A 24,992-nucleotide genomic window follows, 5' to 3' on the forward strand; every position below is an offset into this window, starting at 1 on the left:
CCGTGGCACTGTTTGGCCGGAAGAAGAGCCAGCCGCTCCCCGACGACGTCGAGGAGCTCGAGACACCCGCACGCCCGCAGCCGGCCGAGGGGGAGCCCGGGGTCGACCGCGACTGGGACCGCGCCTCCGACGGCCCCTACGACGTGAGCGAGTGGCCCGACCTGGACGGCCGTGTCGACCTCGGTGCGCTGAGGGTCCCGGCCGTGCAGGGTATGCAGATGCGCCTGGACCTCGAGCAGGGCACCGGCCGCGTGGTCGGGGTGACCCTCGGTTTCGGCGCCTCGCAGGCCCAGCTCCAGGTCTTCGCCGCTCCGCGCACCATGGGTCTGTGGGACGAGCTGCGTCCCGACATCGCCCGCGGCCTGGTCGACGCCGGCGGCGCGGCCGAGATCGTCGAGGGGATGATGGGCAAGGAGATCCGGGCCCGGATGCCCGGGCGCGCCCCCGACGGTCGCGTGGCCTTCCAGCCGGCCCGCTTCCTCGGCATCGACGGCCCCCGCTGGTTCCTGCGCGTCGTCGTCAACGGCCCGGCCGCGACCGACGACACCCAGCTGCGCCCGGTCCTCGCCTACGTCCGGCAGGCGGTCGTCCGCCGCGGCGACGAGCCGCGCCCGCCCCGCGAGCTGCTCGAGCTGACCGCGCCGGCCGGGGTCGTCGAGGCCGCCGCCAAGCAGGCCCAGGCCCGCCGCGAGGCCGCCCAGCGGGCCGCCGCCGAGCAGGCCGCCCCCGCCACCGCGGTCCTGCGCACCGGCGACGCCACGGGCGTCGCGGGCATCGCCCCCGGTGCCGAGCCCGGGCGCCACCGCGCTCCTGCCCCGGCGCCCGAGGCGCCGCAGGACGGCGTGCCGAAGGCGCCGAACAAGCCCGAGTTCACGTGAGCACGGGGGCGGCGCCCGCCGAGGTCACCGTCGAGCAGGTGATCCGCCAGCGGGTCAGCGACGCGCTGGGCGGCTGGTACGGCTCGCTCGAGACGGCGCTGCCGACCATCGCCTTCGTTCTCACCTGGGTGGTCTTCGACGACGTCCGCACCGCCGTGGCGGCCGCGGCCGTGCTGCTCGTGGTCCTCGCCGTCGTGCGGCACTTCGTCGGGGGCGGCTGGCGCTACCTCGGCTCCGCCGTGCTGGCGACCGCCCTGGCGGCCTTCTTCGCGCTGCGCTCGGGCCAGGCCGAGGACGCCTTCCTGCCCGGCATCATCACCAGCGCCGCCTACGGCGTCGCCGCCGTGGTGTCGATCCTGGTCCGCTGGCCGCTCGTCGGCTTCATCGTCGCCATCGGCGACCCGGAGTTCGCCGAGCGCCCGGCCCAGTGGCGCCGCGACAAGGGCCTCGTGCGGGTCTGCAGCCGTCTGACCTGGGTGCTCGTGGCGCTCTTCGCGCTCCGCGTCGCCATCATGCTCCCGCTCTACCTGGCCGCCGAGGTGGCCTGGCTCGGAGCGGCCAAGGTCGCGCTCGGCTGGCCGGCCTACCTGCTCGCGATCGTCGTCATGGGCCTCATGCTGGCCAAGGGACGGACCCCGCAGACCGACGACGGTCCGGACGACGTCACCGAGCGGATGCTGGCTGCGCACCTCGAGCACGAGGGCGAGCACCCCGCCGAGGGCGGGCGCCCGTCGTGACCACCGGCCCGGCCGTCCCCGAGGTCGGCGACGTCCTCACGGTGACGGTCGGCCCGGTCGCCCACGGCGGATTCTGCGTCGCCCGGCGCGAGGAGGACGGCCTCGTCCTCTTCGTCCGGCACACCCTGCCCGGCGAGATCGTCCGCGCGACGGTGACCGAGACCGGCAGCCGCTTCGTCCGTGCCGACGCCACCGAGGTGCTGGAGGCCTCGCCCGCCCGCGTGGTGCCCCCGTGCCCGTTCTCCGGACCCGGCCGCTGCGGCGGCTGCGACTGGCAGCACGCGAGTCTCGAGGAGCAGCGCCGGCTCAAGGCGCAGGTCGTCCAGGGGCAGCTCCGCCGGCTCGCCGGACTGGTGCTCGACGACGTCGCGTGCGAGCCCGTCCCGGGCGACGTGGACGGGCTGCGCTGGCGCACCCGCGTGGAGTTCGCGGTCACCAGGGACGACGCGGGGGAGCGCGTGCCGGGCCTGCGCCTGCACCGCTCCCACGAGGTGCTGCCCGTCACCGACTGCCTCATCGCCGATGAGCGCATCGCCAGGAGCGGCGTGCTGGGCGCCCCCGTGCCGGACGGCGTCGTCGGTGTCGACGTCGTCGCACCCGGTCGGGGCGAGGCCGTCGTCGTGCCCCTGGGTATGCCGCGTGCCCCCTCCCGCGACCGACGCCGCGGGCACCGTGGCGGCCCGGGCCAGCCCGGACGCGACCACCGCCGGGGACGGCGCGAGCCCGCGCCCGTGCCGCTCGGCCCGGTGCCCGAGGTGACCGAGCGCGTCGGCGACCACGAGTTCACCCTCTCGGCCCGCGGCTTCTGGCAGGTGCATCCCGGTGCGGCGACGACCTTCACCGACCAGGTGCTCGCGTGGCTCGACCCGCAGCCGGGGGAGCGGGCGCTGGACCTCTACGCCGGCGTCGGCCTCTTCGCCGTGCCGCTGGCCGAGCGGGTCGGTCTGACCGGCTCGGTCCGGGCCGTGGAGGCCGACCGCGAGGCGGCGGCCGCCGCCGAGCGCCACCTCACGTCATACCCCTGGGCCCGGGCGGTCGCCAAGCCGACCGAGGCCGCCCTCGCCGACCTCGTCGCCGCGGGGGAGCGGGCCGACGTGGTCGTGCTCGACCCGCCCCGGACCGGCGCCGGCCGTGCCGTCGTCGAGGCGGTCGCCGCCCTGTCGCCGCGGGCGGTCGTCTACGTCGCCTGCGACCCCGCCGCGCTGGCCCGGGACGTGGGCACCGCCCGCGAGCACGGTCTCGAGCTGGTGGACCTGCGCGTCCTCGACGCCTTCCCGATGACCCACCACATGGAGTGCCTCGCGCTGCTGCGCCCCGTGCGCTGAGCAGCGGCGGCGGCCGTCCTTCCTCCCCGGTCGGGGCGGCCCTGCGCGCCGGTTGACCATGCGGCAGGATGGGCCCCAGGTGCGCGTGTCGGAGTTTTGCCTCCGGCGGCCCGGTCAGATATCTTGATGTCGAGATAAATAGCACGCGAGTCGAAGGAGCGAACGTGAGCACGAACCCGAACAGCTTCGGTGCCAAGGGCACCCTGGAGGTGGGTGACCGGAGCTATGGCATCTACCGCATCGGCGGCCTCGAGGGTGCCGAGACGCTCCCGTACTCCCTGAAGGTGCTGCTGGAGAACCTGCTGCGGACCGAGGACGGCGCCAACATCACGGCCGACCACATCCGCGCCCTGTCCGGCTGGGACAAGGACGCGCAGCCCGACACCGAGATCCAGTTCACGCCGGCCCGCGTGATCATGCAGGACTTCACCGGTGTCCCCTGCATCGTCGACCTCGCCACCATGCGCGAGGCGATGGGCGACCTCGGCGGCGACCCGACGAAGATCAACCCGCTCGCCCCCGCCGAGCTGGTCATCGACCACTCCGTCATCATCGACGTCTTCGGTCGCCCGGACGCCTTCGAGCGCAACGTCGAGATCGAGTACGAGCGCAACGGCGAGCGCTACCAGTTCCTGCGCTGGGGCCAGACCGCCTTCGAGGACTTCAAGGTCGTGCCCCCGGGCACGGGCATCGTCCACCAGGTCAACATCGAGCACCTGGCCCGCGTCACCATGACCCGCGAGGTCGAGGGCGAGCTGCTCGCCTACCCCGACACCCTGGTCGGCACCGACTCGCACACCACCATGGTCAACGGCCTGGGCGTGCTGGGCTGGGGCGTCGGCGGCATCGAGGCCGAGGCCGCGATGCTCGGCCAGCCGGTCTCGATGCTCATCCCGCGCGTCGTCGGCTTCAAGCTCTCCGGCTCCATCCCGTCCGGTGCGACCGCGACCGACGTCGTGCTGACGATCACCGAGATGCTGCGCGACCACGGTGTGGTCGGCAAGTTCGTCGAGTTCTACGGCGAGGGCGTCGCCCAGGTGCCGCTGGCCAACCGCGCCACGATCGGCAACATGAGCCCCGAGTTCGGCTCGACCGCGGCGATGTTCCCGATCGACCAGGTCACGCTCGACTACCTGCGCCTGACCGGCCGCTCCGAGGAGCAGGTCGCCCTGGTCGAGGCCTACGCCAAGGAGCAGGGCATGTGGGCCGACCCGAGCAAGGAGGCCCGCTACAGCGAGTACCTCGAGCTCGACCTGTCCACGGTCGTCCCCTCCATCGCCGGCCCGAAGCGTCCGCAGGACCGCATCGAGCTCACGAACGCCAAGAAGCAGTTCCGCGCCGACCTCAAGAACTACGTGGTCGACGGCAACGGCATCCTCAAGAGCTCGGTGGACAAGGAGCTGCAGGACACCTTCCCGGCCTCCGACGCCCCGTCGCACGACGCCACCGAGGAGTCCGAGGAGGCCGGGCGCCCCGAGCACTCCGCGCTGCTCAACGGCGACCGGGTCACCAACCCGGCGACCGTGAGCATCAGCGGCCAGGAGGTCCAGATCGACCACGGCCACGTGGCGATCGCCTCGATCACCTCCTGCACCAACACGTCCAACCCCTCGGTGATGATGGCCGCCGCGATGCTGGCCAAGAACGCCGTGGAGAAGGGTCTGTCCGTGCCGCCGTGGGTCAAGACCTCCATGGCCCCGGGCAGCAAGGTCGTCACCGGCTACTACGACAAGGCCGGCATGTGGCCCTACCTGGAGAAGCTCGGCTTCCACCTGGTCGGCTACGGCTGCACCACCTGCATCGGCAACTCCGGCCCGATCATCGACGAGGTGTCCAAGGCGGTGAACGACAAGGACCTGGCCGTCGTGTCCGTCCTGTCGGGCAACCGCAACTTCGAGGGCCGGATCAACCCGGACGTGAAGATGAACTACCTTGCCTCCCCGCCGCTGGTCATCGCCTACGCCCTGGCCGGCACGATGGACTTCGACTTCGAGGCCGAGCCGCTGGGCAAGGGCACCGACGGCAACGACGTCTACCTCAGGGACATCTGGCCCTCGCCGGACGACGTCGAGGCGACGATCGCCACCTCGATCAGCCGCGACATGTTCACCGAGGACTACGCCGACGTGTTCGCGGGCGACCACCGCTGGCAGTCGCTGCCCACCCCGGCGGGCGACACCTTCGAGTGGGCCGAGGACTCGACCTACGTGCGCAAGCCCCCCTACTTCGACGGCATGCAGCGCGAGCCGTCGCCGGTGGAGGACATCTCCGGCGCGCGCGTGCTGGCCAAGCTGGGAGACTCGGTCACGACCGACCACATCAGCCCGGCCGGCTCGATCAAGGCCGACAGCCCCGCGGGCAAGTACCTGTCCGAGCACGGCATCGAGCGCAAGGACTTCAACTCCTACGGCTCGCGCCGGGGCAACCACGAGGTGATGATCCGCGGCACGTTCGCCAACATCCGGCTCAGGAACGAGCTGCTGGACGGCGTCGAGGGCGGCTTCACCCGCGACTTCACCCGGGAGGGCGCCCCGCAGGAGACGATCTACGACGCCGCGCAGAACTACGCCGAGCAGGGCACCCCGCTGGTCATCCTGGCCGGCAAGGAGTACGGCTCGGGCTCCTCGCGCGACTGGGCCGCCAAGGGCACCCGCCTGCTTGGCGTCAAGGCCGTCATCGCCGAGTCCTACGAGCGCATCCACCGCTCCAACCTCATCGGCATGGGCGTGCTGCCGCTGCAGTTCCCGGAGGGCCAGAACGCCGAGTCCCTCGGCCTGGACGGCACCGAGACCTACGCGATCTCCGGCATCACCGCCCTCAACGACGGAACGACGCCGAAGTCGGTCAAGGTGTCCGCCACCAAGGAGTCCGGCGAGACGGTGGACTTCGACGCGGTGGTCCGCATCGACACCCCCGGCGAGGCCGACTACTACCGCAACGACGGCATCCTCCAGTACGTGCTGCGGTCCCTGGTCAGCGCCTGACGCACCACGGCTGATCCACGACGCCCCGTCGACCACCCGGTCGGCGGGGCGTCGCCGTGCCCGGTGGGCGGCGTGCGGCGGCACCTCGGCGGACCGAGGTGGGACCGGGGGCCTCTAAGGGGCCCTTAGGCGGCGTCCCCGGGGTATGCGGTCCCGAAAGATAGGGCACCTGCCCGATCCGCGGGCCCCGCCTCAGGGACGAGTGTGGAGTCAACCCCGAAGGACGGGGACACCCACTCGAAGGAGCAGGAACCATGGGACAGCTCGACCTCTTCGCCGCACAGTCCGTCGCTGCCGAGCGTGAGCGCAGCCTCACCCGCGACCTGGAGCACCGCCGCACCGCCGCCGCGCGGGCCGCCGGCAGCACCGACCCGGTCGGTCAGGTCGTCCGTCGTCGGCCCGCGCTGCTGGCCCGTCTGTCGCTGGTCCTCCACCCGGCCCGGTGACCACCGGGACGGACCAGGGCTCCCGCGTCGACCCTGGTCACCAGGCCGCCCAGGTGCAAGCATGGGCCATGCGCACACCCGCGACCAGCCCGGTCATGGTGGGCCGCGACCGTGACCTGGCGGCCCTGCACGAGGCGCACCTGGCGACGACGTCGGGTGCGCCACGTGGTGTCGTGGTGGCCGGCGAGGTCGGCATCGGCAAGACGCGGCTCCTCGACGAGTTCGTCGAGGGCCTCGGGGACGACGTGGTCGTCGCGCGTGGGCAGTGCGTCGCCATCGGGACGCTGGGCAGCCCGCTCGCCCCGGTGCGCGCCGTGCTGCGCGACCTGGTGGGCCGCTTCGGCGCGGGGTCGGTCGTGGAGGCGGCGGGTCCGGCCGGCCACCTGCTGAGCGCTCTCGTGCCCGAGCTGGCGGGGGAGGGCGCCAGCGGTGAGGAGGTGGCCCAGGAGCAGCTGCACGACATCGTCGGCCAGCTCGTGGCACAGCTGTCGCGGCGTGCCCCGCTGGTGCTCCTCGTGGAGGACGTGCACTGGGCGGACGTCGCGACGCTCGGCCTGGTGCGGTCGCTGCTCGCCACCCTCCGCGACTCCCGGGCGCTGGTGGTGCTCAGCTATCGCACCGACGACGTGGGCCGCGGCCACCCGCTGCGCCCTGTCCTCCTCGAGCTGGAGCGCGACCGCGCCGTGACCCGCCTCGAGCTGCGCCGGCTCGACACCGAGGCCGCAGCAGAGCTGGCCCTTCTCATCCGCGGGGAGCGGCTCGATCCCGCCGCGCTCGACCTGCTCCTCGAACGCAGCGAGGGCGTGCCGTTCTTCGTCGAGGAGCTCGTGGGGCTGCAGGGCGTGGGGGTGGGGTCCCTGCCCGAGACGCTGCGCGACCTCGTGCTCGCCCGCTACGCCCACCTCGGCGAGGCCACCCAGGCCGTCGTCCGACTGCTCTCGGCCGGTGGCGTCACGGTCGAGCACGACCTCGTGACCGCCGTCCATGACGGCGCCGCGGAGGACTTCGAGGCCGCGGTGCGTGAGGCCGTGGCCGCGCAGGTGCTCACCACCAGCGGCACGGCATACTCCTTCCGTCACGCGCTGACCCAGGAGGCGGTGCACGACGAGCTGCTGCCGGGCGAGCGGGTGCGCTACCACGCGCGCTACGCCGCCGCCCTTGAGGCCCGTCCGGACGTCGCCACGCGGGCGGCCGAGGTCGCCCACCACTGGCTGCTCGCTCACGACCTGCCCCGCGCCTTCGCCGCGACGCTGGCCGCGCAGCGCGAGGCCCGTGCCGCGGGCGCGCCCGGGAGCGCCGCGCGGCTGGGGGAGCGCGCCCTGGAGCTGTGGCCGCAGGTGCCCGACGCGGCGGCGGTCGCCGGTCTGGAGCGGGCCGACCTGTTCGTGGAGACGGCGGTCGACTACGACGAGGCGGGGGACGCGCGGGCCCTGGCAGTGATGGAGGAGGGGCTGGCGGAATGCCCGCGCGAGGACCGCCGCCGTTACGCCCCGCTGCTGCACGAGGCGATGGTGGTCTGGCACGCCCACGGTCGACCCGGCACGCGAGAGCTGGGCGAGCAGGCCTTGGCCCACCTCCCCCAGGGGGACGAGGACGAGGACCGTGTCGTGCGTCTGAGGGTCCGTTGCGGCGTGGCGCTGGTGCGCGCCTTCGAGGGGGACCTGGGGTCGGCCGACCTGCTCGAGGAGGTCGCTGCCGACGCGCGGCGCCTCCAGGCGGAGGCCACCGATCCCGACGTGCAGGAGCGGGCCCGGGTGGAGCTGGTCCGCGCCCTGACCAACCTCGGCTCCGTCCGCGCGTGGGAGGGCGACACGGACACCGCCGTCGCGATCTTCGACGAGGCGGTGGCCGAGGCGGGCGACGACCCCAGCGCGGTGCTGCGCGACGCCGAGCGCCGCGCGATGCTGCTCTGGGCCACGGGACGTTACAAGGAGGCGATCGAGGCCGGACTGCGGGGCCAGGCCGTGGCGCGGGATCTCGGCATGGAGCGGGGCTGGGGCCTGTCGATCGGGCTCTCCGCGGTCGCCGCCCTGCTCGCGCTCTGCCGGTGGGACGAGGCCGAGGCGCTCCTCGACCGGGTGCGGACCATGCGTCCCTGGGGCCTGGTCGGGGCCTACGAGGCCTGCCACCGGGCCGAGCTGCACCTCGTCCGGGACGAGCTGGTCGCCGCCGAGGAGGTGCTGCACGACGCGGGCGCCCTGCTCGAGACGGCCGCCGACAACGACGCCGAGGACGCGATGGCCCTGGCCCTGGCCCCGGCCCGCCTCGCGCTCGCCCGGGGCGACCTGCTGCGTGCCTGGTCGACGGTGGACCGTTTCGACCGTCACCCCCAGGTCCTGCCGGGGTCGTCCTACGCCCTCCTGGCGACCGGTGCGGCGGTGGTCGCGGCCGCGCGGCGCGGGGGTGCGGTGCTCGGAGACCTGACCCCGGACGAGGCGGAGCAGCGCCTGCGCACGGTCTTCGCAGGGGTTCCCACGTGGGACGTCAAGGCGGTCTGGGGCGCGCTGCTCGAGGCCGAGCTGTCCGGCCCTGGCCGGGACGGGACCGATGTCGCCGCCTGGGAGGAGGCGGTGCGCGCCGCGGCGGGCGGACGTGTGCCGCTCCCCGAGCACGCCTACGCCCTCTACCGCCTGGCCGAGGCCCAGCTGGCCGCGGGCGATCGGGCGGGGGCGGCCGACGCCCTGGCCGGGGCGACCGCGCTGGCGGAGCAGCACGGACTGGTGCGGCTCGGTCGTCTCGTCGACGAGCTGGCGTCCCGGTCCGGGACCGAGCGGCCGGGGCGCGCCGCGGGGCCGCTGGAGCTCACCACGCGCGAGCAGCAGGTGCTGGGCCTCGTCACGCTGGGCCTGACCAACCGGCAGATCGGGGAGCGGCTCTTCATCAGCGACAAGACCGCGAGCGTCCACGTCTCGGCGATCCTGCGCAAGCTCGGGGCGACGAGCCGGACCGAGGCCGCGGTGCTGGCCGGACGGCTGGGGCTGGAGCTGGCGGCGGAAGAAAGCGGCGACCGCATGGGTTAAGATAGGTGACACGTCATACACATGGAGGATCCGATGACCGCCCCGACCGCACGCCCCGACCGTCTCGCCGCCGACACCGCGATGGGTCCGGTGACCCTCGACGTCGCCGACCTGGCGGGCATGACGGCCTTCTACCGTGACGTGATCACGCTGCAGGTGCTCTCCGAGGAGGGCCCGGTCGTCACCCTCGGCCGCGGCAGGACGCCGATCGTCATCCTGCGCCACAGCCCCCAGCTGCGGCACGCGGCCCCCGGTTCGGCCGGCCTGTTCCACACCGCGATCCTCTTCCCGACCCAGACCGACCTGGCCGCCGTGCTCGCCTCCGTCGCGCAGAAGGCGCCGCAGCGCTTCACCGGCAGCGCCGACCACCTGGTGAGCCAGGCGTTCTACCTCGACGACCCCGAGGGCAACGGCATCGAGCTCTACTGGGACCGCGACCGCACGCAGTGGAGCTGGGTGCACGGCCAGGTCGAGATGGCGACCCTCTACCTCGACCCCAACGACTTCCTCCGCCAGCACCTCACGCCGCAGGCGCTCGAGGAGCCGGGCACGAGCGACGCCGAGGTCGGGCACGTGCACCTGTCGGTGGGCGACACCCGGACCGCCAAGGAGTTCTACGTCGACCGCCTCGGTTTCGACACCACCGCCGAGCTGGGCAACCAGGCGCTCTTCGTCAGCGCCGGCGGATACCACCACCACATGGCCATGAACGTCTGGAACAGCCGTGGCGCCGGTCGCCGGTTCCCCACCCTGGGCCTGGGGCAGGTCGACATCGAGCTGCCGACCGGTGACGACGTGGGGGAGCTCGCCGAGCGGATGCGCCACTACGGGGTGCAGGCAGCCGACGACGGCCGCACGGTCTCCTTCGAGGACCCGTGGGCCAACCTCATCCGGGTCACCGTCGCCGGCTCCTGACCTGGCAGGCTCTGGAGCCATGACCGACTACGGCCACGACATCCGGCTCGGCATCTTCCCCACGCCCGACGCGGCCGACCCGCAACGCGCGGTCGCGCTGGCCGAGGTCGCCGACACCTCGGGGATCGACCTGGTCACGGTCCAGGACCACCCCTACAACGCCCGGCAGGTCGACAGCTGGACGCTGCTGTCGTGGATCGCCGCCCGCACCACGAGCGTGCGGGTCGGTCCCAACGTGGCCAGCCTGCCGCTGCACCAGCCGGTCGTGCTCGCCCGCGCCGTCGCTACCCTCGACCTGCTGTCGGGCGGTCGTGCCGACCTGGGTCTGGGAACCGGGGCGTTCTGGGACGCGATCGCGGCGGCCGGTGGCCCGCGCCGGACGCCGGGCGAGGCCGTCGACGCGCTCGTCGAGGCGATCGACGTCGTCCGGCAGGTCTGGCGCGGAGAGGGCGCGGTGCGCGTCGACGGGGAGCACTACCGCATCCGTGGTCTGCACTCCGGCCCCGCCCCGGCGGGGGAGCCGGCGATCTGGATCGGCGCCTACGGGCCCCGCATGCAGCGGGTCACCGGCCGGCTGGCCGACGGCTGGCTGCCGAGCATGGGCTACCTGCCGCCGGAGCGTCTCGCCGAGGCCAACGCCCGCATCGACGAGGCTGCCCGCAAGGCAGGTCGCGCCCCGCAGGACGTGGTGCGGCTCTACAACGTCCACGGCACCTTCGGCCCGGCCTCGGGCCGCGGCGGCCTGCACGGGACGCCCGCTGACTGGGCCGAGCAGCTGGCCGGGCTGGCGCTGGGCGAGGGGATGTCGACCTTCATCCTGGCCACCGACGACGCGCGCGCGGTGCGGGTGTTCGGCGAGGAGGTCGGGCCGATGGTGCGCGACCTGGTCTCGGCCGGGCGGGAGCGGGCCGCGGCGACCGAGGTCGACGAGGTCGAGGGTGGTGCTCAGGAGCAGATCGATGTCGGTGCTGCCGGTGGCGCGATCGCCTCCGGTGGTGCCAGCGCCTCCGGCGAAGCGGGTGCTCCCGGTGGTGCGGGCATCCCCGCCGCCGGGGTGACCCAGGCCGGGTCGGTCTTCCGGCCGACCCCGGACGACGGCACCCGCCTGACCGGCGAGCTCGAGTGGGACGAGGCCGCGCGCCCGACCGCTCCGGAGCCGCCCGGCGCGCCCACGGCATACACCGCGCAGCAGCTCGCGGCGCCGCAGCACCTGGTCGACATCCACGACCACCTGCGGGGCGAGCTGGCGCGGGTCCGCGACATCGTGGACCAGGTGCGGGCGGGGCACCTCGAGGTCGGTCAGGCCCGCTCGGTCATCAACACGATGGCGATGCGCCAGAACACCTGGACGCTCGGTGCCTTCTGCCAGTCCTACTGCCGCATCGTCACCGGCCACCACACGCTGGAGGACCGCTCGGTCTTCCCGCACCTGCGGCGGGCCGAGCCCACGGTGGGACCCGTGCTGGACAGGCTGCACGAGGAGCACGAGGTGATCGCCGACGTCCTCGACCAGCTCGACCGGGCCCTCGTGGCGCTCGCCGACGAGGAGGGTTACGGCGAGCACGGGCGGAGGGCCCTGGACGAGCTGGGGCGCAGCGTCGACCTGCTCACCGACACCCTGCTGTCGCACCTGGCCTACGAGGAGCGGGAGCTCGGCGGGCCGCTGGCCCGCCACGGCTTCGCCTGACGGGGCGCCCGGCCGCGTGCCAGCATCGGGGCATGGATGCTGTACCCGATGAGCCGACCGGCGAGGCTGCCGAGGTCGTCGTCTCGGCCCTCGCCATCAACGTCACGGTCCCCGAGCACCTCCGGTGGACCGACGAACGTCGCGGTGTCGAGTTCGAGCTGAGCTCGCTCAACGTGCGTCTGCTGCCCGACGGTGGGCTGGCCGCGAAGGCCTACGGGCGGCCGACCGCGGGCGGGCGCGGGGCCTACACGTCGTTCCGCGTGCCCGACCGGCCCGAGCTGAGGGCCTTGGTCGAGGAAGGGGCGCGGCGGGCGGGCCAGCTGTGGTCGGAGCACCGCGGCCTGCCGTGAGCCGGGCGTCGACCGACCCGCCCGGCACGGGCCGGCCAGAGGGGTCGTGCCCCACCGTCCGGCGGGAGGGCTCAGCCCCAGGTGACGGTGAGGCCGACCTTGGCGCCGAAGCGCTCCAGGTGGCTGCCGACGACGCGGGTCATGCGCTCGGCGGCCTCCTCGGTGGAGCTGGCGACGTGCAGACCCAGGGTGTCCGCGGCCGTGGTGTCCATGAGGCAGGTCGCCTGCTGGTCGTCGAAGGCCATGGCCAGCTGCGGGCCGCGGTCGGTCTCCTCCACGGTCATCTTGCCCGGGCGGCCCAGGTGCGAGGCGAGCTGCTTGGCCCAGCGGGCAGGGGTGTCGGTCGCCACCAGTGCGGTGCGGGTCACGTCGAGGGTGGTGGTGTCGGTCATCGCTGCTGCTCTCCTGCGGGGACGGGGTGGGTGGGGCGCTCGAGCTCGGCCTCGAGCACGGGCTCGGTCAGAGCGCCCGGGCCGACGGGCGGGGCGGTGGGCACCGGGGCGCCCGGGGTCCAGAAGATGCCGAGCCGCATACCGTGCAGGTCCTGGACGTGGATGTCCATGTCGAAGACCTGCTGGAGCACGGTGCGGTGCATGATCTCGGCGGGGGAGCCCAGCGCCACGACCTGCCCGTCGCGCATGGCGACGATGTGGTCGGCGTAGGCCGAGGCGAAGTTGATGTCGTGGAGCACGACGACCACGGTCTTGCCGAGCTCGTCGGCCGCGCGGCGGAGCAGGCCCATGGTGGCCGCGGCGTGGCGCATGTCGAGGTTGTTGAGCGGCTCGTCGAGCAGCAGGTACTCGGTGTCCTGGGCGAGCACCATCGCGACGTAGGCGCGCTGGCGCTGGCCGCCGGAGAGCTCGTCGAGGTAGCGACCCTCGAGGTCCTCGAGCTCGAGGAAGCCGAGGGCCTGGCTGATGATCTCCTCGTCCGCGGCCGTCAGGCGCCCCTTGGTGTAGGGGAAGCGGCCGAAGCCGACGAGCTGGCGCACCGTCAGACGGGTGATGAAGTGGTTCTCCTGGCGCAGGATCGACAGGATCTTGGCCAGGTCGCCGGAGGCGGTGCGGGTGACGTCGTAGCCGGCGACCTCGATGACACCGTCGTCGAGCCCCTGGAGGCGGCCGATCATCGTCAGCAGCGTCGACTTGCCGGCGCCGTTGGGGCCGATGAGCGCGGTGATCCCGCCACGGGGGATCTCCAGGTCCACCGGGCCGATGGACACCTCGTCGCTGTAGTCCCTGCGGACCGAGGTCAGGCGGATCACAGTCGTCCCTTCCTGAGGATGACGTAGAGGAACACCGAGCCCCCGACGAGCTCGATGATGATCGACACCACGCCCTGGGCGTAGAAGATGTTGCGCATGACGAAGTAGGCGCCCGCGAGGACGACGAAACCGGTCAGCGCTGCCACCGGGAAGATACGCCGGTGGTCGTAGGTGTCGGCGAACTGGTAGGCCAGCGTGGCCACGAGGAAGCCGAGGAAGGTCATCGGACCCACGAGCGCGGTCGACGTCGCCATCAGCACCGAGACGAGGAAGAGCACGCGCATGGTCTCGAAGCGGTGGTTGAGCCCGAGGTTGAGCGTGGTTTCCTTGCCCAGCGCCAGCACGTTGAGGCGGGGCGAGCCCAGCCAGAGCAGCAGCGAGGCCCCGAGGCACAGCGGGATCGCCACCGGCAGGTAGCTGGGGTCGGCGTTGCTCACCGAGCCGAAGAGCCGGGCGGTGAGGACGTCGAACTCGCTCGGGCTGAGCAGACGCTGCATGAACGTCGACACCGAGCCGAGGCCGGCGCCCAGGATGATGCCGATGAGCAGCATCACCTGGATGTTGCCGTAGCGCCCGGACAGCAGCCAGCCGTAGAGCAGCAGCGAGAGCACCACCATGAGCACGACCATGAGGACGAACTGCCGCAGCCCGGCGAGGACCACGACTCCGGAGACGCCCAGCAGGTAGACGGCACTGGTCTGCACGGCGACGTACAGCGACTCGAAGCCCATGATCGAGGGCGTGAGGATGCGGTTGTTGGTCACGGTCTGGAAGCTCACCGTGGCGACGGCCTGGCAGATCGCGACGACCGCCATGACCACGATGTTCGTCGCCCGCATCTCGGCGATCCGCCAGAAACCGGGGGTGCCGTAGGGCATCGGGTTGTCCCAGGTCAGCAGACCGCCGCCGAGGAGCAGCGCGAGCGTCAGCAGACCGAGGAGGACGAGCGCGTAGCGCCGCCGGGCGTGGGGGCCGGGCAGCGGGCCGGACTCGCGGCGGCGGGCCGGCGCGGTGGGGGAGATGGTCGCCTCAGCCACGACGACGCTGCCTCAGGAGCAGGGTGATGAAGACGACCGCGCCGATGACGCCGAGGATCAGCGAGACCGGCACCTCGAAGGGCGCGATGATCGTGCGGCCCACGAGGTCGCAGACCGTGACGATCGCGATGCCCAGCAGGCACACCCACGGCAGGTTGCTGCGCAGGTCGTCGCCCCGGGCCATCGAGACCACGTTGGGCACGATGAGGCCGAGGAAGGGCAGGTTGCCCACGACGACCGTGACGACCCCGGTCGCGACGGCGATGAGGGCGGTGCCGATGAGCACCATGCGGTTGTAGTTGAGGCCGACGTTGGTGGCGATCTCCTCGCCCAGGCCCGCGACCGTGAACCGGTCGGCGGCGACGAAGACCGCGACGACGACCAGGGCGACGACCCAGAGGACCTCGTACTGGCCGCGCAGCACCGAGGTGAAGCTGCCGGCGAACCAGACGCCCAGGCTCTGCAGCATGTCGGTCTGCAGCGCGATGAAGGTCGAGATCGAGCCCACCACCGCGCCGAGCATGATGCCGACGATCGGCACGATGAGCGAGCTGCGCAGCGACACCCGGCGCAGGAAGAGGAAGAAGACCATCGTGCCGACGAAGGCCGCGACCACCGCGCCGATCATCCGGGTGAGGATGCTGGCGTCCGGCATGGCGATCATGACCGCGAGCAGGCCCAGGCCCGCCCACTCGGTGGTGCCTGTCGTGGTGGGCTCGACGAAGCGGTTCTGGGTGAGCAGCTGCAGGACCAGGCCGCACATGGCCATGGCGGCGCCGGCCAGCACCAGGGCGATGGTGCGGGGGATCCGGGTGATCGCGAACATCTGGGCGCCGTCCTCGGCGCCGAAGATGTCGTAGACGCCGGTGAGGAGGGACAGCACGAGCAGAAGCCCCACCCCGGCGATGCCGAGGAGGAGCTTGGGGTCGAACAGCCGCCGCCGGGTCTGCGGCGGGCGGGGGGACGTGGTGGTCGTCACACGAGGCCTTCGGGGAGGGCGGTCGGGCGGGCCGTGCGGCCGCGGGGCTCCGGCGTGCGGAGCCCCGCGACCCTACCGGCTCAGCGGGCCGCGGCCTCCAGGGCGTCGGCCAGGGTGTTGAAGAACTCGGTGTAGGTCTGGATGCCCTCGTTGGTGTAGGTGTCGGCGGGCAGGTAGACGATCCGGTCCTCCTTCACCGCGGTGACGTTGGCCAGCGCCTCGCTGTCCTCGAGGACCTCGGCGGCCGGGGTGTAGGCCGGGTCGTCGGCGGAGACGGCGGCGTCACGGTCCATGACGAGGATCCAGTCGGGGTTGGAGGCGGCGATCGCCTCGACCGAGATGTCGTCGCCCTGGTGGTCCTCGCTGCCCTCGACCTCGAGGGCCGGGGTCATGCCGAGGATGTCGAAGACCGGGCCGAGGGTGCGGCCGACGCCCGGGGCGACATAGCCGATCTCGCCGCCGGAGGTGATGACGGCCATGACGGTGTCGGCCGGGTCGTAGGCGGCGCGGGCGCGCTCGATGGCGGCGTCGAGGTCGGCGTTGAGCGCCTCGGCCTCGGACTCCTTGCCGAAGATCGAGCCCAGGATCGTGGTCTGGCGCTTGAGCTCCTCGGCGAGGTCCTCGCCCTCGCGCGGGTCGAGCGTGAGGACGGCGGCCTCCGGCGCGAGCTTGATGAAGTCCTCGCGGTACTGCGCGAAGCGCTGGCCGGCCAGGATGACGTCGGGCTCGGCGGCGACGACGGCCTCGAGGTCGGGCTCGTTGTGCGTGCCCAGGTCGATGATCGAGTCGTCGGTCTTGTAGCCGATCGAGCTCGGCATGAGGGCGACCGCGGCGGCGGTCAGCTCGACGCCCCAGGCGTCCAGCGTCTCGAAGGTGCGGTTGTCGGTCGCGACGACCGAGCGCGGGGGCACCGTGATGGTGTGGGTCCCGAAGTTGTCCTCGACCTCGATGGTGGTCGTGTCGGCGGCCTCGGCCTCCGTGCCGGTGTCGGCGTCGGACCCGCAGGCGGCGAGGGTCAGGGAGCCGGCGACGGCGAGGGCGATCAGGGCGGGTGCACGCATGCGGGTATGGCCTCCGGAGAAAGTGGGGGTCGGCGGTGACAGTGAGGCAAGCCTAACCACAGTCGTGAGCATTAACGACAGTCGGGTCTTGCCAATGTGATCAAGGTCATGCCCGTGGGTGGGACAGTCGTACACTTGTTCGTATGAGCGGACCTCCTGGCTGGCCGGACCGGGTGCCCCCGGCCGGGGTGCCCGGGTGGGAGGAGGCGGCGGTGTCGTGGCTGCTCGACCAGTGCCCGGCCGACTACCGCGCCTACGCCGCCTGGCGTCGGCACCCGGCCGCGTTGGCGTGGGTCGCGACCCGCCACCTGGAGGCCCAGCTGGAGGCGATGCGGGGCGCCTGGCGCGACGTGCGTCCGGAGCTCGGTCCGTTGCTGCCTCCCGGCAGCCTCGCCGACGTGCTCGACTCGCTGGCGCGCGAGGGGCTGCGGCTGCGCGCGGCGCACCGGGCGGCCGGGCTGCTGCTCGAGGCGCTGCGCCTGCGGGCGCCCCTCCGTTCCTGAGCGTGCACAGCGACTCCTCAGCGTCCGGCACCTACACTGGCGGGGTTCGTGACGTGGTCCTTGACGGTGCGTCGCGCGGACGTGGTCGAGACGACGAGAGGGCGAGAGCCGTGGCACTCCTGCGCACCATCAGCGGGCCGAGCGACCTGAAGCGGCTGACGCCGTCCCAGGTCGACGTCCTCGCCGACGAGATCCGCGACTACCTGATCCACTCCGTCTCCCGCACCGGTGGCCACCTCGGCCCCAACCTGGGGGTCGTCGAGCTGACCATCGCGCTGCACCGGGTCTTCGACTCCCCGCGCGACACGATCCTCTTCGACACCGGTCACATCGGCTACGTCCACAAGCTGCTCACCGGGCGCCACGACTTCTCGACCCTGCGCAAGGAGGGCGGCCTCTCGGGCTACCCGTCGCGGGCGGAGTCCGACCACGACGTCATCGAGAACTCCCACGCCTCGACCTCGCTGTCCTGGGCCCTCGGCATCGCCAACGGCCGGCGGCTGCGCGGCGAGAGCGACCGGCACACCGTGGCGGTGATCGGTGACGGCGCGCTCACCGGCGGCATGGTGTGGGAGGCCCTCAACAACATCGCCGAGAACCGCGACCTGCCGCTCATCATCGTCATCAACGACAACGAGCGCTCCTACGCCGCCACCCGTGGCGGGATGGCCGACTACCTCGCCTCGCTGCGGGCCAAGCCGGGCTACGAGAACATGCTGTCCTGGGGCAAGCGGCAGCTGAACCGGACGCCGGTCGTGGGCAAGCAGGTCTACGAGACCCTTCACGGCATGAAGAAGGGCCTCAAGGACATCGTCAGCCCGCAGGGCATGTTCGAGGACCTCGGCCTGAAGTACCTCGGCCCGGTCGACGGCCACGACGTGGAGGCCATGGAGACGGCGCTGCGCCGCGCGCACGACTTCGGCGGCGTCGTGCTCGTCCACGCCATCACCGAGAAGGGGCACGGCTACGACCCGGCGACGGCCGACGAGGCCGACCGCTTCCACGCCGTCGGCAAGATCAACCCCGAGACCGGCCTGCCGCTGGAGCTCTCCGGGCGCAGCTGGACCGACGAGTTCAGCGACGAGCTGGTGCGGCTGGGCAAGGAGCGCGACGACATCGTGGCGCTCACCGCGGCCATGCTCATCCCCGTCGGGCTGCAGCCCTTCGCCGAGCGCTTCCCGGACCGCGTCTTCGACGTCGGGATCGCCGAGCAGCACGCCGTCACCATGGCGGCCGGGCTGTCGTTCACCGGCCTGCACCCCGTCGTCTGCGTCTACGCGACCTTCCTCAACCGGGCCTTCGACCAGCTGCTCATGGACTGCGCGCTGCACGGGCAGGGCGTGACCTTCGTCCTCGACCGCGCGGGCGTCACCGGCACCGACGGCGCGAGCCACAACGGGATGTGGGACCTGCGCCTGCTCGGCCTCGTCCCCGGGGTGCGCGTGGCCGCGCCCCGTGACGGCCAGCAGGTCGCGCTCGCCCTGCGCGAGGCCGTGGCCGTCGACGACGCCCCGACCGTCGTGCGCTTCCCGAAGGGCACCGTGGGTGCCCCGCTCGAGGCCGTGCGCACCGTGGGCGGGGTCGACGTGCTGCGCGACCCGATGCCCGCGTTCGGCGCCGACGAGGGGGCGGCGGACGAATCGGGGGACGAGGCCGGCGCGGCGGGGCAGCCCGTCGACCTGCTGCTCGTGGGGGTCGGCTCGATGGCCGCCACCTCCCTCGAGGTCGCCGACAAGCTGGAGGCCCAGGGCCGCAGCGTGCGCGTCGTCGACCCGCGCTGGGTGCTCCCGGTGAGCCCCGACCTGGTCGACCTGGCGCGCTCGGCCGGGGCCGTCGCCGTGGTCGAGGACGGACTCGTGGGTGGTGTGGGCGACCGCGTCGCCCAGGCGTTCTCCGAGGCGGGTCTGACCGTGCCGGTGCACGCCTACGGCCTGCCGCACCAGTTCCTCGACCACGGGTCGCGTGACCAGGTCCTCGAGCGGGTCGGTCTCACCGCCGACTCCGTCGCCACCTCGCTCGTCGCCCGCCTCGCCCCCGCCTGAGCCGAGGCCTGGCGTGGCTCCGACGCCCCGCGTCGCGCTCGTCGTCAACCCTGTCTCGCGTGCGTCCGCAACGGCCGTCGAGGCGGTGACCCACGCGTCGCGCGACGCCGGGCTGGGGAATCCGTGGATCCTGCCCACCACCGTCGAGCAACCCGGCGGGGCCCAGGCCCGGCAGGCCCGGGAGGCCGGGGTCGAGCGCGTGGTGGTCGCCGGCGGTGACGGCACGGTGCGCCTGGTGGCGGGCGTTCTGGGGGAGCGGTCACCGGACGACGGTGACGACGCCCGGGTGGGTCCTGCCCGGCCAACGCTCGGCGTGGTGCCGACCGGCACCGCCAACCTCTTCGCCCGCAGCGCGCTGCTGCCCGTCGCGGACGTCCGCCGCGCAGCCCGGCTGGCCGTGACCGGCGCGGGGCGACCGACCGACCTGGGGCACGCCCGCTTCGAGGGGCCCGGGGGAGAAGCGGCCGACCATCCCTTCCTGGTCCTCGCGGGTCTCGGGCACGACGCGGCGACGCTCGCTGCGGTGCGACCGAGCGCCAAGGCGGGGCTGCGCTGGCTGGCCTACCTGCTGCCCGGTCTCGGACGGCTGGGGAGCCCCGGTCATGCGCTGCGCCTCGCCCTCGACGGGGAGCCGGTCGACGCCGGCCCCCTGTGGAGCCTGCTGGCCGTCAACGCGGCCCGGCTGCCGGCCGGGATGCGGGTGGTGCCGGGCGCCTCCCTCGACGACGGAGAGCTGCACACCGTACTCGTCTCGCCACGCAACCTGGCCGACTGGGCGCGCATCGCTGCGACCGGGACCGGGCGGGTGGCGCCGCACGACCACCCGGCGCTGCGCTACCGGTCGGGGCGGACGCTCGTGGTGGAGTCGCCCGAGCCGGTGCTCGCCCAGGTCGACGGCGACGTGGTCCCCGATATCGTGAGGGCCCGGGTCACCGTGCTCGCCGGCGCGCTAAACGTCGCCCGCTGAGCCCACCTCGCGACCCCCGCCCGCCGCCCGGCCCCGAAGGAGCCCGATGCACCCCCGTGCCCAGCAGATCATCGACCTCACCGACGGCTGGCGCACCGACGCCGAGGCCGAGGCGCAGGTGATCGAGATCCTGCGCAGCGCCCCGCCGGAGGAGCTCGACGACGTGCTGGCCGACCTCGACGTGGACGACCTGATCGGGGACGTCGACAACCACGTGTGGGGGCCGGACAACCGGACCCAGCTCATGACCCTGCTGCTGCGCGAGCGCCGCGACGCCCTGTCGCTGGAGTCGCTCGCCGTGCTCCTCGCCGCGCTCCACGTCGGGCCGACGCCCCGCACGCACCAGGAGCTGATCACCGAGGTGCTGCTCAGCCGCACGGGCACGGCCTTCCACGACCTGAAGTACCGGTTGAACTCCACCCGCGACCACCACGACCTCGAGCACCTCGTCTTCGAGGAGATCGACGAGGACCTGCGTGAGACGCTGCTCGAGCACTTCGCGGAGCAGGCGCACGTCGACCCGAACTCCGACCTGCGGGTGCTGTGCGACATCGACGACACCGTCAAGTGCGCGATCCACGACGACCGTTACCCGCGGGGCACGATCTACCCCGGGGTGGTCGAGCTGCTGCAGGCCCTCGACGACGGTGCCGCCGAGAAGCCCAACCGGGCCGGCGACCTCACCTTCGTCACCGCCCGGCCGGGCGGCCCGCGGGGGCTCGTCGAGCGCTACACCCGCAACGACCTGTCCACCCTCGGGCTTCCACCGCACTCGGTGATGGGCGGCTCGATCCTCAACCTCCACACCAAGGCCCGGATGGCCGACCGCAAGATCCTCAACATGGACCGGGACCGGCAGCTCTTCCCCGAGTGCCGGATGGTGTTCATCGGGGACAGCGGCCAGGCGGACGCCCAGGTCGGCGCCGAGATGCACCGGCGCGACCCCGACCACATCGTGGCCACGCTGCTGCACAACGTCACCGACCTCACCCGCGAGGCCAGGGCCGAGCTCGCCCAGGACGGCGTGCACGCCTTCGACACCTATGCGGGTGCGGCCGCGCACGCGCTGCGGCTGGGGCTGATCCGCGCCGAGCAGGCGCAGACGGTCGTCGAGGCCACCCGGAAGGGGATCGCCGAGCTGGAGCTCGACGCGGCGCAGCGCGAGCGTCTCGAGCGCGACCTCGCCGCGGACGTGGAGGCGGTCGCCGCGCTGTCGTGAGCCGCAGGGCCGGTCGGCGGGTTCCACTCCGGTGGGTCGACCCGTCCGGTGCTGTGGCGGGCGCCGAGGGCGCGCGGCAGGATGGTCCGGGACGGCCGGACGGCCCGGCCGCAGCCGAAGGAGGCACGCATGGCACCGAAGGTGAGCACGGGGAGCACGACCTGGCAGGGCAGCCTGTTCGAGGGCTTTGGCACCACCCGCATGGAGACCTCGGGACTGGGCAGCTTCGAGATGACCTGGAAGGGCCGCACCGAGGACGGTGAGCGCACGACCAACCCCGAAGAGCTCATCGGCGCAGCGCACTCGGCCTGCTTCTCGATGGCCTTCTCCAACATGCTCGACAAGTTCGGCACCCCGCCGACCCAGCTCGACACCCGCGCCGACGTCTCGTTCGTCGGAGGCGAGGGCATCACCGGCATCCACATCACGGTCCGGGGCCAGGTCGACGGCATCAGCGCCGAGGACTTCCAGCGGATCGCCGAGGAGGCCAAGGCGGGTTGCCCGGTCTCCCAGGCGCTCGCCGGCACCGAGATCACGCTGACGGCCGAGCTCGCCTGACCGGCTAGAGGGCCTCGGCGAGGGCCTCCGCGAAGAGCGCCTCGCCATCGGCCTCGAGCCCCCGGGCCCCGAACCACGCCGCCACGACCGAGCAGTCGCGGTGCAGCAGCTCGGGGCCCGAGGGGTTGGCCACCAGGTCGACCACCTGCGGCAGGTCGATGGCGACGACGACCTCGTCGTGCAGCAGCAGGTTGTAGGGGCTGAGGTCCCCGTGCGCCCAGCCGAGCCCGGCCAGGCCGAGCACGATCTCCCGGACCTGGTGCCAGGCGTGGTCCAGCAGGTCGTCCGCCGGCCGGGTCTGGGCCAACCGTGGTGCGGCCAGGCCGTCGGGCGTCCCGACGAACTCCAGCAGCAGCTCGGTCCCCTGCACGCACACCGGATAGGGCACGGCGACACCCGCCGCCCAGGCGGCGCACAGGGCCGTCCACTCGGCGCGGGCCCACATGCCCGAGGCGACCTGCCGGCCGTAGGTGGTGCCCTTGGCGAGCGCTCGCTGGTCGCGGCTGCGGCGCACCCCGCGGCCCTCGGTGTAGAGGGCGCTGCGTCGGAAGGAGGTGTGGTCGGCGTCGCGGTAACGCTTCGCCGCGAGCAGGCACGCCTCCCCGGTCAGCTCGGCGGCGCGCTCCAGCAGGAAGACGTCCGCCTCCTTGCCGGTCTTGAGGATGCCGAGCTCGGTGTCGACGGCGCCCGCGTCGACCACCACCCAGTCGGGGCGTGGCTCGGGGCCGCGGTCGCCGCGCTCGACGTCCCACCAGGTGGTGGGGCGTCGGTCCGGGGTCGCGACCTCGGGCTGGTCGAGCGGGACGTAGTCGAAGGTGAAGAAGAGGTCGAGGTCACCCGTTGTGGGGTGCTCGTGCGAGAGGGTCAACGGTGCTCCTGGAGGAAGGGAAGAACGGTGCAGTGGGCAGGCTGCGGACAGCGACGAACATCTGCGGCCTCCTTCCTCCGGGCGCCGGCCGTCTGCCGGTGCGTTGGTCGAGGGCACGAGCGTGCCCGGGGTGCGCGCCGGCGCGCAACGCATTTTTCTGCCCCGTCCCCTCATGACACGCTGGTGCCGTGCCGATGGACACCGACGCCGTGCTCACCCTCCTGCAGGACACCGCCGAGGAGGTGATCACGCCGCGCTTCAGGGCGCTCGAGGACGGGGAGATCACCTCCAAGACCCACCCGGGCGACTGGGTGACGATCGCCGACCGTGAGGCCGAGGTGCTCATCACCGCGGCGCTGCGCGCGGCCTACCCCGACGCGCTGGTCCTGGGGGAGGAGGCCTACGCCGAGGACGCCTCGCTGCTGGAGCAGTTCCGGGCCGCCGACCACGCCTTCACGGTCGACCCGGTCGACGGCACCCGCAACTTCGTCCACGGTTCGCCCGACCACGCGGTCATGGCCGCCGAGGTCCGCGACGGCGAGACGGTCCGGGCCTGGATCTGGCAGCCCCAGCACCGGACGGCCTTCGTCGCCGAGCGCGGGGCCGGGCTCTGGTGCAACGGCGATCGGGTCCCCGACCTTCGCGCGCCCTCGACGGACCCGCGCGACTGGGACGTCCGCACCTCCACCCGGACAATGATCGGGTCGATGCTCGGAGAGACCGGGCCGCTCACGCTCACCTGGGTCTGCAGCGGCGTCGACTACCCCAAGGTCGCGACCGGGGCCTGTGACGCGATCGTCTACAGCGGCACGATGCCCTGGGACCACGCGCCCGGCTCGCTCATGGTCACCGAGGTCGGCGGCCACGTCGGCACGACGGACGGGGAGCCCTACACGCCGCGTTGCCGCCCCAGGGGGATCGTCGTCGCCCAGGGCCGCGAGGTCTACGAGACCCTCCGCCGCCACCTCTGAGGAGGATCACGTCCGAGGAGGCCGCCTCCGGCCGACGTCAGTCGCCCTGCGTCTCCCCAGAACCCGGCCTCGGGTGCTCCCGCGCGTCGTGGATCGCCGCCCGCAGCGCCAGCTCGCGAGCGAGCGTGGTGACCTGCTGCTCCATGTGACGCATGCGCCGGTAGGAGGAAGCGACATACCCGAGGAAGAAGACCGTCAGGCCGTAGAGCAGCAGGTCGGCACCACGCCCGACGCCCAGGAACTGCGCGACCTGCGTGAGCAGCCGCGGGAAGAGCACGGCCATCGCGGCGAGGATCACGAACGCGATGAGCAGCAGCCGCCGCACGGCCTGGTGGCGCGAGTCGGCGGTCGACCGGTTGAGCATCGCCGTGATGACGACGACGGCCAGCAGCAGGACGATCTTGATCAGGGGCTGGTCGAGCATGGCGGTCGCTCCCTCACTTCAGCAGCGTGTCGACGAGGATGTTGACCGAGTTGATCAGCGACTGACCCTTGGCCTTGCTGTAGTCGCTGTAGATGATGTGCACCGGGTGCTCGGCCCAGGGCAGGCCGGTCCGCCCGAGCTGCAGCACGATCTCGGTGGCGTGCGCCATCCGGTTCTGGCGCAGGTCCAGCTGCTCGGCGGCGTCGCGACGGATCACCCGCAGCCCGTTGTGGGCGTCGGTGAGGCGCACCCCCGTCTGCTGGTTGGTGAGGAAGACCGCCGCCTTGAGCACGAGCTTCTTCAGCAACCCCGGCTGCGTCCGGTCGTCGAGGAAGCGCGAGCCGTAGACGACCGCGAGGTCCTCCTCCTCGGCGCGCCGCACCATCGCGGCGGCGTCCTCGGTGCGGTGCTGGCCGTCGGCGTCGAACGTCACGAGGTATGCCGCGTCCGTCGCCTCGAGCACGTAGCGCAGCCCCGTCTGCAGCGCCGCGCCCTGACCGAGGTTGAAGGGGTGGCTCACGACGACGGCCCCGGCGGCCCTCGCCCGGGCGGCGGAGTCGTCGGTCGAGGCGTCGTCGACGCAGACCACGTTGGGGAAGGTCTCGCGGGCGGCCCGCACGACCTCCTCGACGACGGTGGCCTCGTTGTAGAGGGGGATGACCAACCAGGCGTCGTCGAGACGGGACGGTAGGGTCATACCCGTCATTGTCCCGCACGCAGGCCGGGATGCCCGGCAACGGCCCGATCTAGGAGTGGT

At 72.9% G+C, this 24,992-nt stretch carries 22 protein-coding genes and 1 pseudogene; 15 read left to right on the forward strand and 8 right to left on the reverse strand.

All coding sequences use genetic code 11. From position 1 onward, the window contains the following. Positions 1-2: 2 nt before the first annotated feature. The 9 genes from FB476_RS07185 (at position 3) to FB476_RS07225 (ending at position 12,342) form a co-directional block, all read left to right on the forward strand. Entirely contained in the window at positions 3-878 is an 876-nt protein-coding gene (locus FB476_RS07185; protein ID WP_170233563.1) for a DUF3710 domain-containing protein, read from the forward strand. Continuing rightward, positions 875-1,615: a DUF3159 domain-containing protein gene (locus FB476_RS07190; protein WP_141818171.1), complete on the forward strand. Its 741-nt coding sequence runs from the start codon at positions 875-877 to the stop codon at positions 1,613-1,615. The genes FB476_RS07185 and FB476_RS07190 overlap by 4 nt, the downstream gene beginning before the upstream one ends. Further along, positions 1,612-2,940, forward strand: coding sequence for a class I SAM-dependent RNA methyltransferase (locus FB476_RS07195; protein ID WP_141818172.1), 1,329 nt, complete (start codon positions 1,612-1,614; stop codon positions 2,938-2,940). Before FB476_RS07190 ends, FB476_RS07195 begins: the two co-directional genes overlap by 4 nt. A 164-nt stretch (positions 2,941-3,104) precedes the next feature. Beyond that, complete coding sequence (locus FB476_RS07200; protein ID WP_238329598.1) at positions 3,105-5,924, forward strand: aconitate hydratase; 2,820 nt, start codon at positions 3,105-3,107, stop codon at positions 5,922-5,924. A 254-nt stretch (positions 5,925-6,178) separates the two neighbouring features. After that, complete coding sequence (locus FB476_RS07205; RefSeq protein ID WP_141818174.1) at positions 6,179-6,370, forward strand: hypothetical protein; 192 nt, start codon at positions 6,179-6,181, stop codon at positions 6,368-6,370. A 68-nt stretch (positions 6,371-6,438) separates the two neighbouring features. After that, positions 6,439-9,390 (forward strand): helix-turn-helix transcriptional regulator, encoded by a 2,952-nt coding sequence (locus FB476_RS07210; protein WP_141818175.1) that lies wholly within the window; start codon positions 6,439-6,441, stop codon positions 9,388-9,390. Between the two features lie 33 nt (positions 9,391-9,423). Further along, positions 9,424-10,305 (forward strand): VOC family protein, encoded by an 882-nt coding sequence (locus FB476_RS07215; RefSeq protein ID WP_238329599.1) that lies wholly within the window; start codon positions 9,424-9,426, stop codon positions 10,303-10,305. Between the two features lie 19 nt (positions 10,306-10,324). Beyond that, positions 10,325-11,992, forward strand: coding sequence for an LLM class flavin-dependent oxidoreductase (locus FB476_RS07220; protein WP_141818176.1), 1,668 nt, complete (start codon positions 10,325-10,327; stop codon positions 11,990-11,992). Positions 11,993-12,024: 32 nt separating this feature from the next. Next, on the forward strand, positions 12,025-12,342 hold the full coding sequence (locus FB476_RS07225) for a hypothetical protein (protein ID WP_141818177.1): 318 nt from the start codon (positions 12,025-12,027) through the stop codon (positions 12,340-12,342). A gap of 71 nt (positions 12,343-12,413) precedes the next feature. Here FB476_RS07225 and FB476_RS07230 read toward each other — a convergent pair whose 3' ends face one another. The 5 genes and pseudogenes from FB476_RS07230 to FB476_RS07250 form a co-directional block, all read right to left on the reverse strand. Then, positions 12,414-12,734: a DUF2218 domain-containing protein gene (locus FB476_RS07230; protein WP_141818178.1), complete on the reverse strand. Its 321-nt coding sequence runs from the start codon at positions 12,732-12,734 to the stop codon at positions 12,414-12,416. A 119-nt stretch (positions 12,735-12,853) separates the two neighbouring features. Continuing rightward, positions 12,854-13,606: pseudogene (locus FB476_RS07235) on the reverse strand (iron ABC transporter ATP-binding protein); the annotation flags it as partial. Beyond that, positions 13,603-14,643, reverse strand: coding sequence for an iron chelate uptake ABC transporter family permease subunit (locus FB476_RS07240; protein ID WP_420359353.1), 1,041 nt, complete (start codon positions 14,641-14,643; stop codon positions 13,603-13,605). The pseudogene FB476_RS07235 and the gene FB476_RS07240, both read right to left, overlap by 4 nt. After that, positions 14,636-15,622 (reverse strand): ABC transporter permease, encoded by a 987-nt coding sequence (locus FB476_RS07245; protein ID WP_141818180.1) that lies wholly within the window; start codon positions 15,620-15,622, stop codon positions 14,636-14,638. Before FB476_RS07245 ends, FB476_RS07240 begins: the two co-directional genes overlap by 8 nt. 80 nt (positions 15,623-15,702) lie before the next feature. After that, on the reverse strand, positions 15,703-16,683 hold the full coding sequence (locus FB476_RS07250; RefSeq protein ID WP_141818181.1) for a siderophore ABC transporter substrate-binding protein: 981 nt from the start codon (positions 16,681-16,683) through the stop codon (positions 15,703-15,705). A gap of 143 nt (positions 16,684-16,826) precedes the next feature. On the opposite strand from FB476_RS07250, the gene FB476_RS07255 reads away from it, so the two are divergent. The 5 genes from FB476_RS07255 (at position 16,827) to FB476_RS07275 (ending at position 21,972) form a co-directional block, all read left to right on the forward strand. Then, entirely contained in the window at positions 16,827-17,186 is a 360-nt protein-coding gene (locus FB476_RS07255) for a hypothetical protein (RefSeq protein WP_141818182.1), read from the forward strand. Positions 17,187-17,296: 110 nt separating this feature from the next. Continuing rightward, positions 17,297-19,228, forward strand: a complete 1,932-nt coding sequence (gene dxs, locus FB476_RS07260; RefSeq protein ID WP_141818183.1) for a 1-deoxy-D-xylulose-5-phosphate synthase — start codon at positions 17,297-17,299, stop codon at positions 19,226-19,228. A gap of 13 nt (positions 19,229-19,241) precedes the next feature. Further along, entirely contained in the window at positions 19,242-20,195 is a 954-nt protein-coding gene (locus FB476_RS07265) for a diacylglycerol/lipid kinase family protein (protein WP_170233564.1), read from the forward strand. A gap of 46 nt (positions 20,196-20,241) precedes the next feature. Then, on the forward strand, positions 20,242-21,414 hold the full coding sequence (locus FB476_RS07270; protein ID WP_141818185.1) for a phosphatase domain-containing protein: 1,173 nt from the start codon (positions 20,242-20,244) through the stop codon (positions 21,412-21,414). A gap of 129 nt (positions 21,415-21,543) precedes the next feature. Further along, positions 21,544-21,972, forward strand: a complete 429-nt coding sequence (locus FB476_RS07275; protein ID WP_141818186.1) for an OsmC family protein — start codon at positions 21,544-21,546, stop codon at positions 21,970-21,972. Between the two features lie 4 nt (positions 21,973-21,976). Here the strand turns inward: FB476_RS07275 and FB476_RS07280 are convergent, their stop codons facing one another. Beyond that, the gene (locus FB476_RS07280; RefSeq protein ID WP_238329600.1) at positions 21,977-22,840 is read right to left on the reverse strand and encodes a serine protein kinase RIO; all 864 of its coding nucleotides are present in this window, start codon (positions 22,838-22,840) and stop codon (positions 21,977-21,979) included. A gap of 194 nt (positions 22,841-23,034) precedes the next feature. On the opposite strand from FB476_RS07280, the gene FB476_RS07285 reads away from it, so the two are divergent. Beyond that, positions 23,035-23,811 (forward strand): inositol monophosphatase family protein, encoded by a 777-nt coding sequence (locus FB476_RS07285; RefSeq protein ID WP_141820012.1) that lies wholly within the window; start codon positions 23,035-23,037, stop codon positions 23,809-23,811. A 37-nt stretch (positions 23,812-23,848) separates the two neighbouring features. Here the strand turns inward: FB476_RS07285 and FB476_RS07290 are convergent, their stop codons facing one another. Continuing rightward, positions 23,849-24,235, reverse strand: a complete 387-nt coding sequence (locus tag FB476_RS07290) for a DUF2304 domain-containing protein (RefSeq protein WP_141818188.1) — start codon at positions 24,233-24,235, stop codon at positions 23,849-23,851. A 13-nt stretch (positions 24,236-24,248) separates the two neighbouring features. Beyond that, complete coding sequence (locus tag FB476_RS07295; protein ID WP_202876926.1) at positions 24,249-24,932, reverse strand: glycosyltransferase family 2 protein; 684 nt, start codon at positions 24,930-24,932, stop codon at positions 24,249-24,251. Between the last annotated feature and the right edge of the window lie 60 nt (positions 24,933-24,992).

The sequence above is a fragment of the Ornithinimicrobium humiphilum genome, assembly GCF_006716885.1.
GTDB classification, from domain to species: Bacteria; Actinomycetota; Actinomycetes; order Actinomycetales; family Dermatophilaceae; genus Ornithinicoccus; species Ornithinicoccus humiphilus.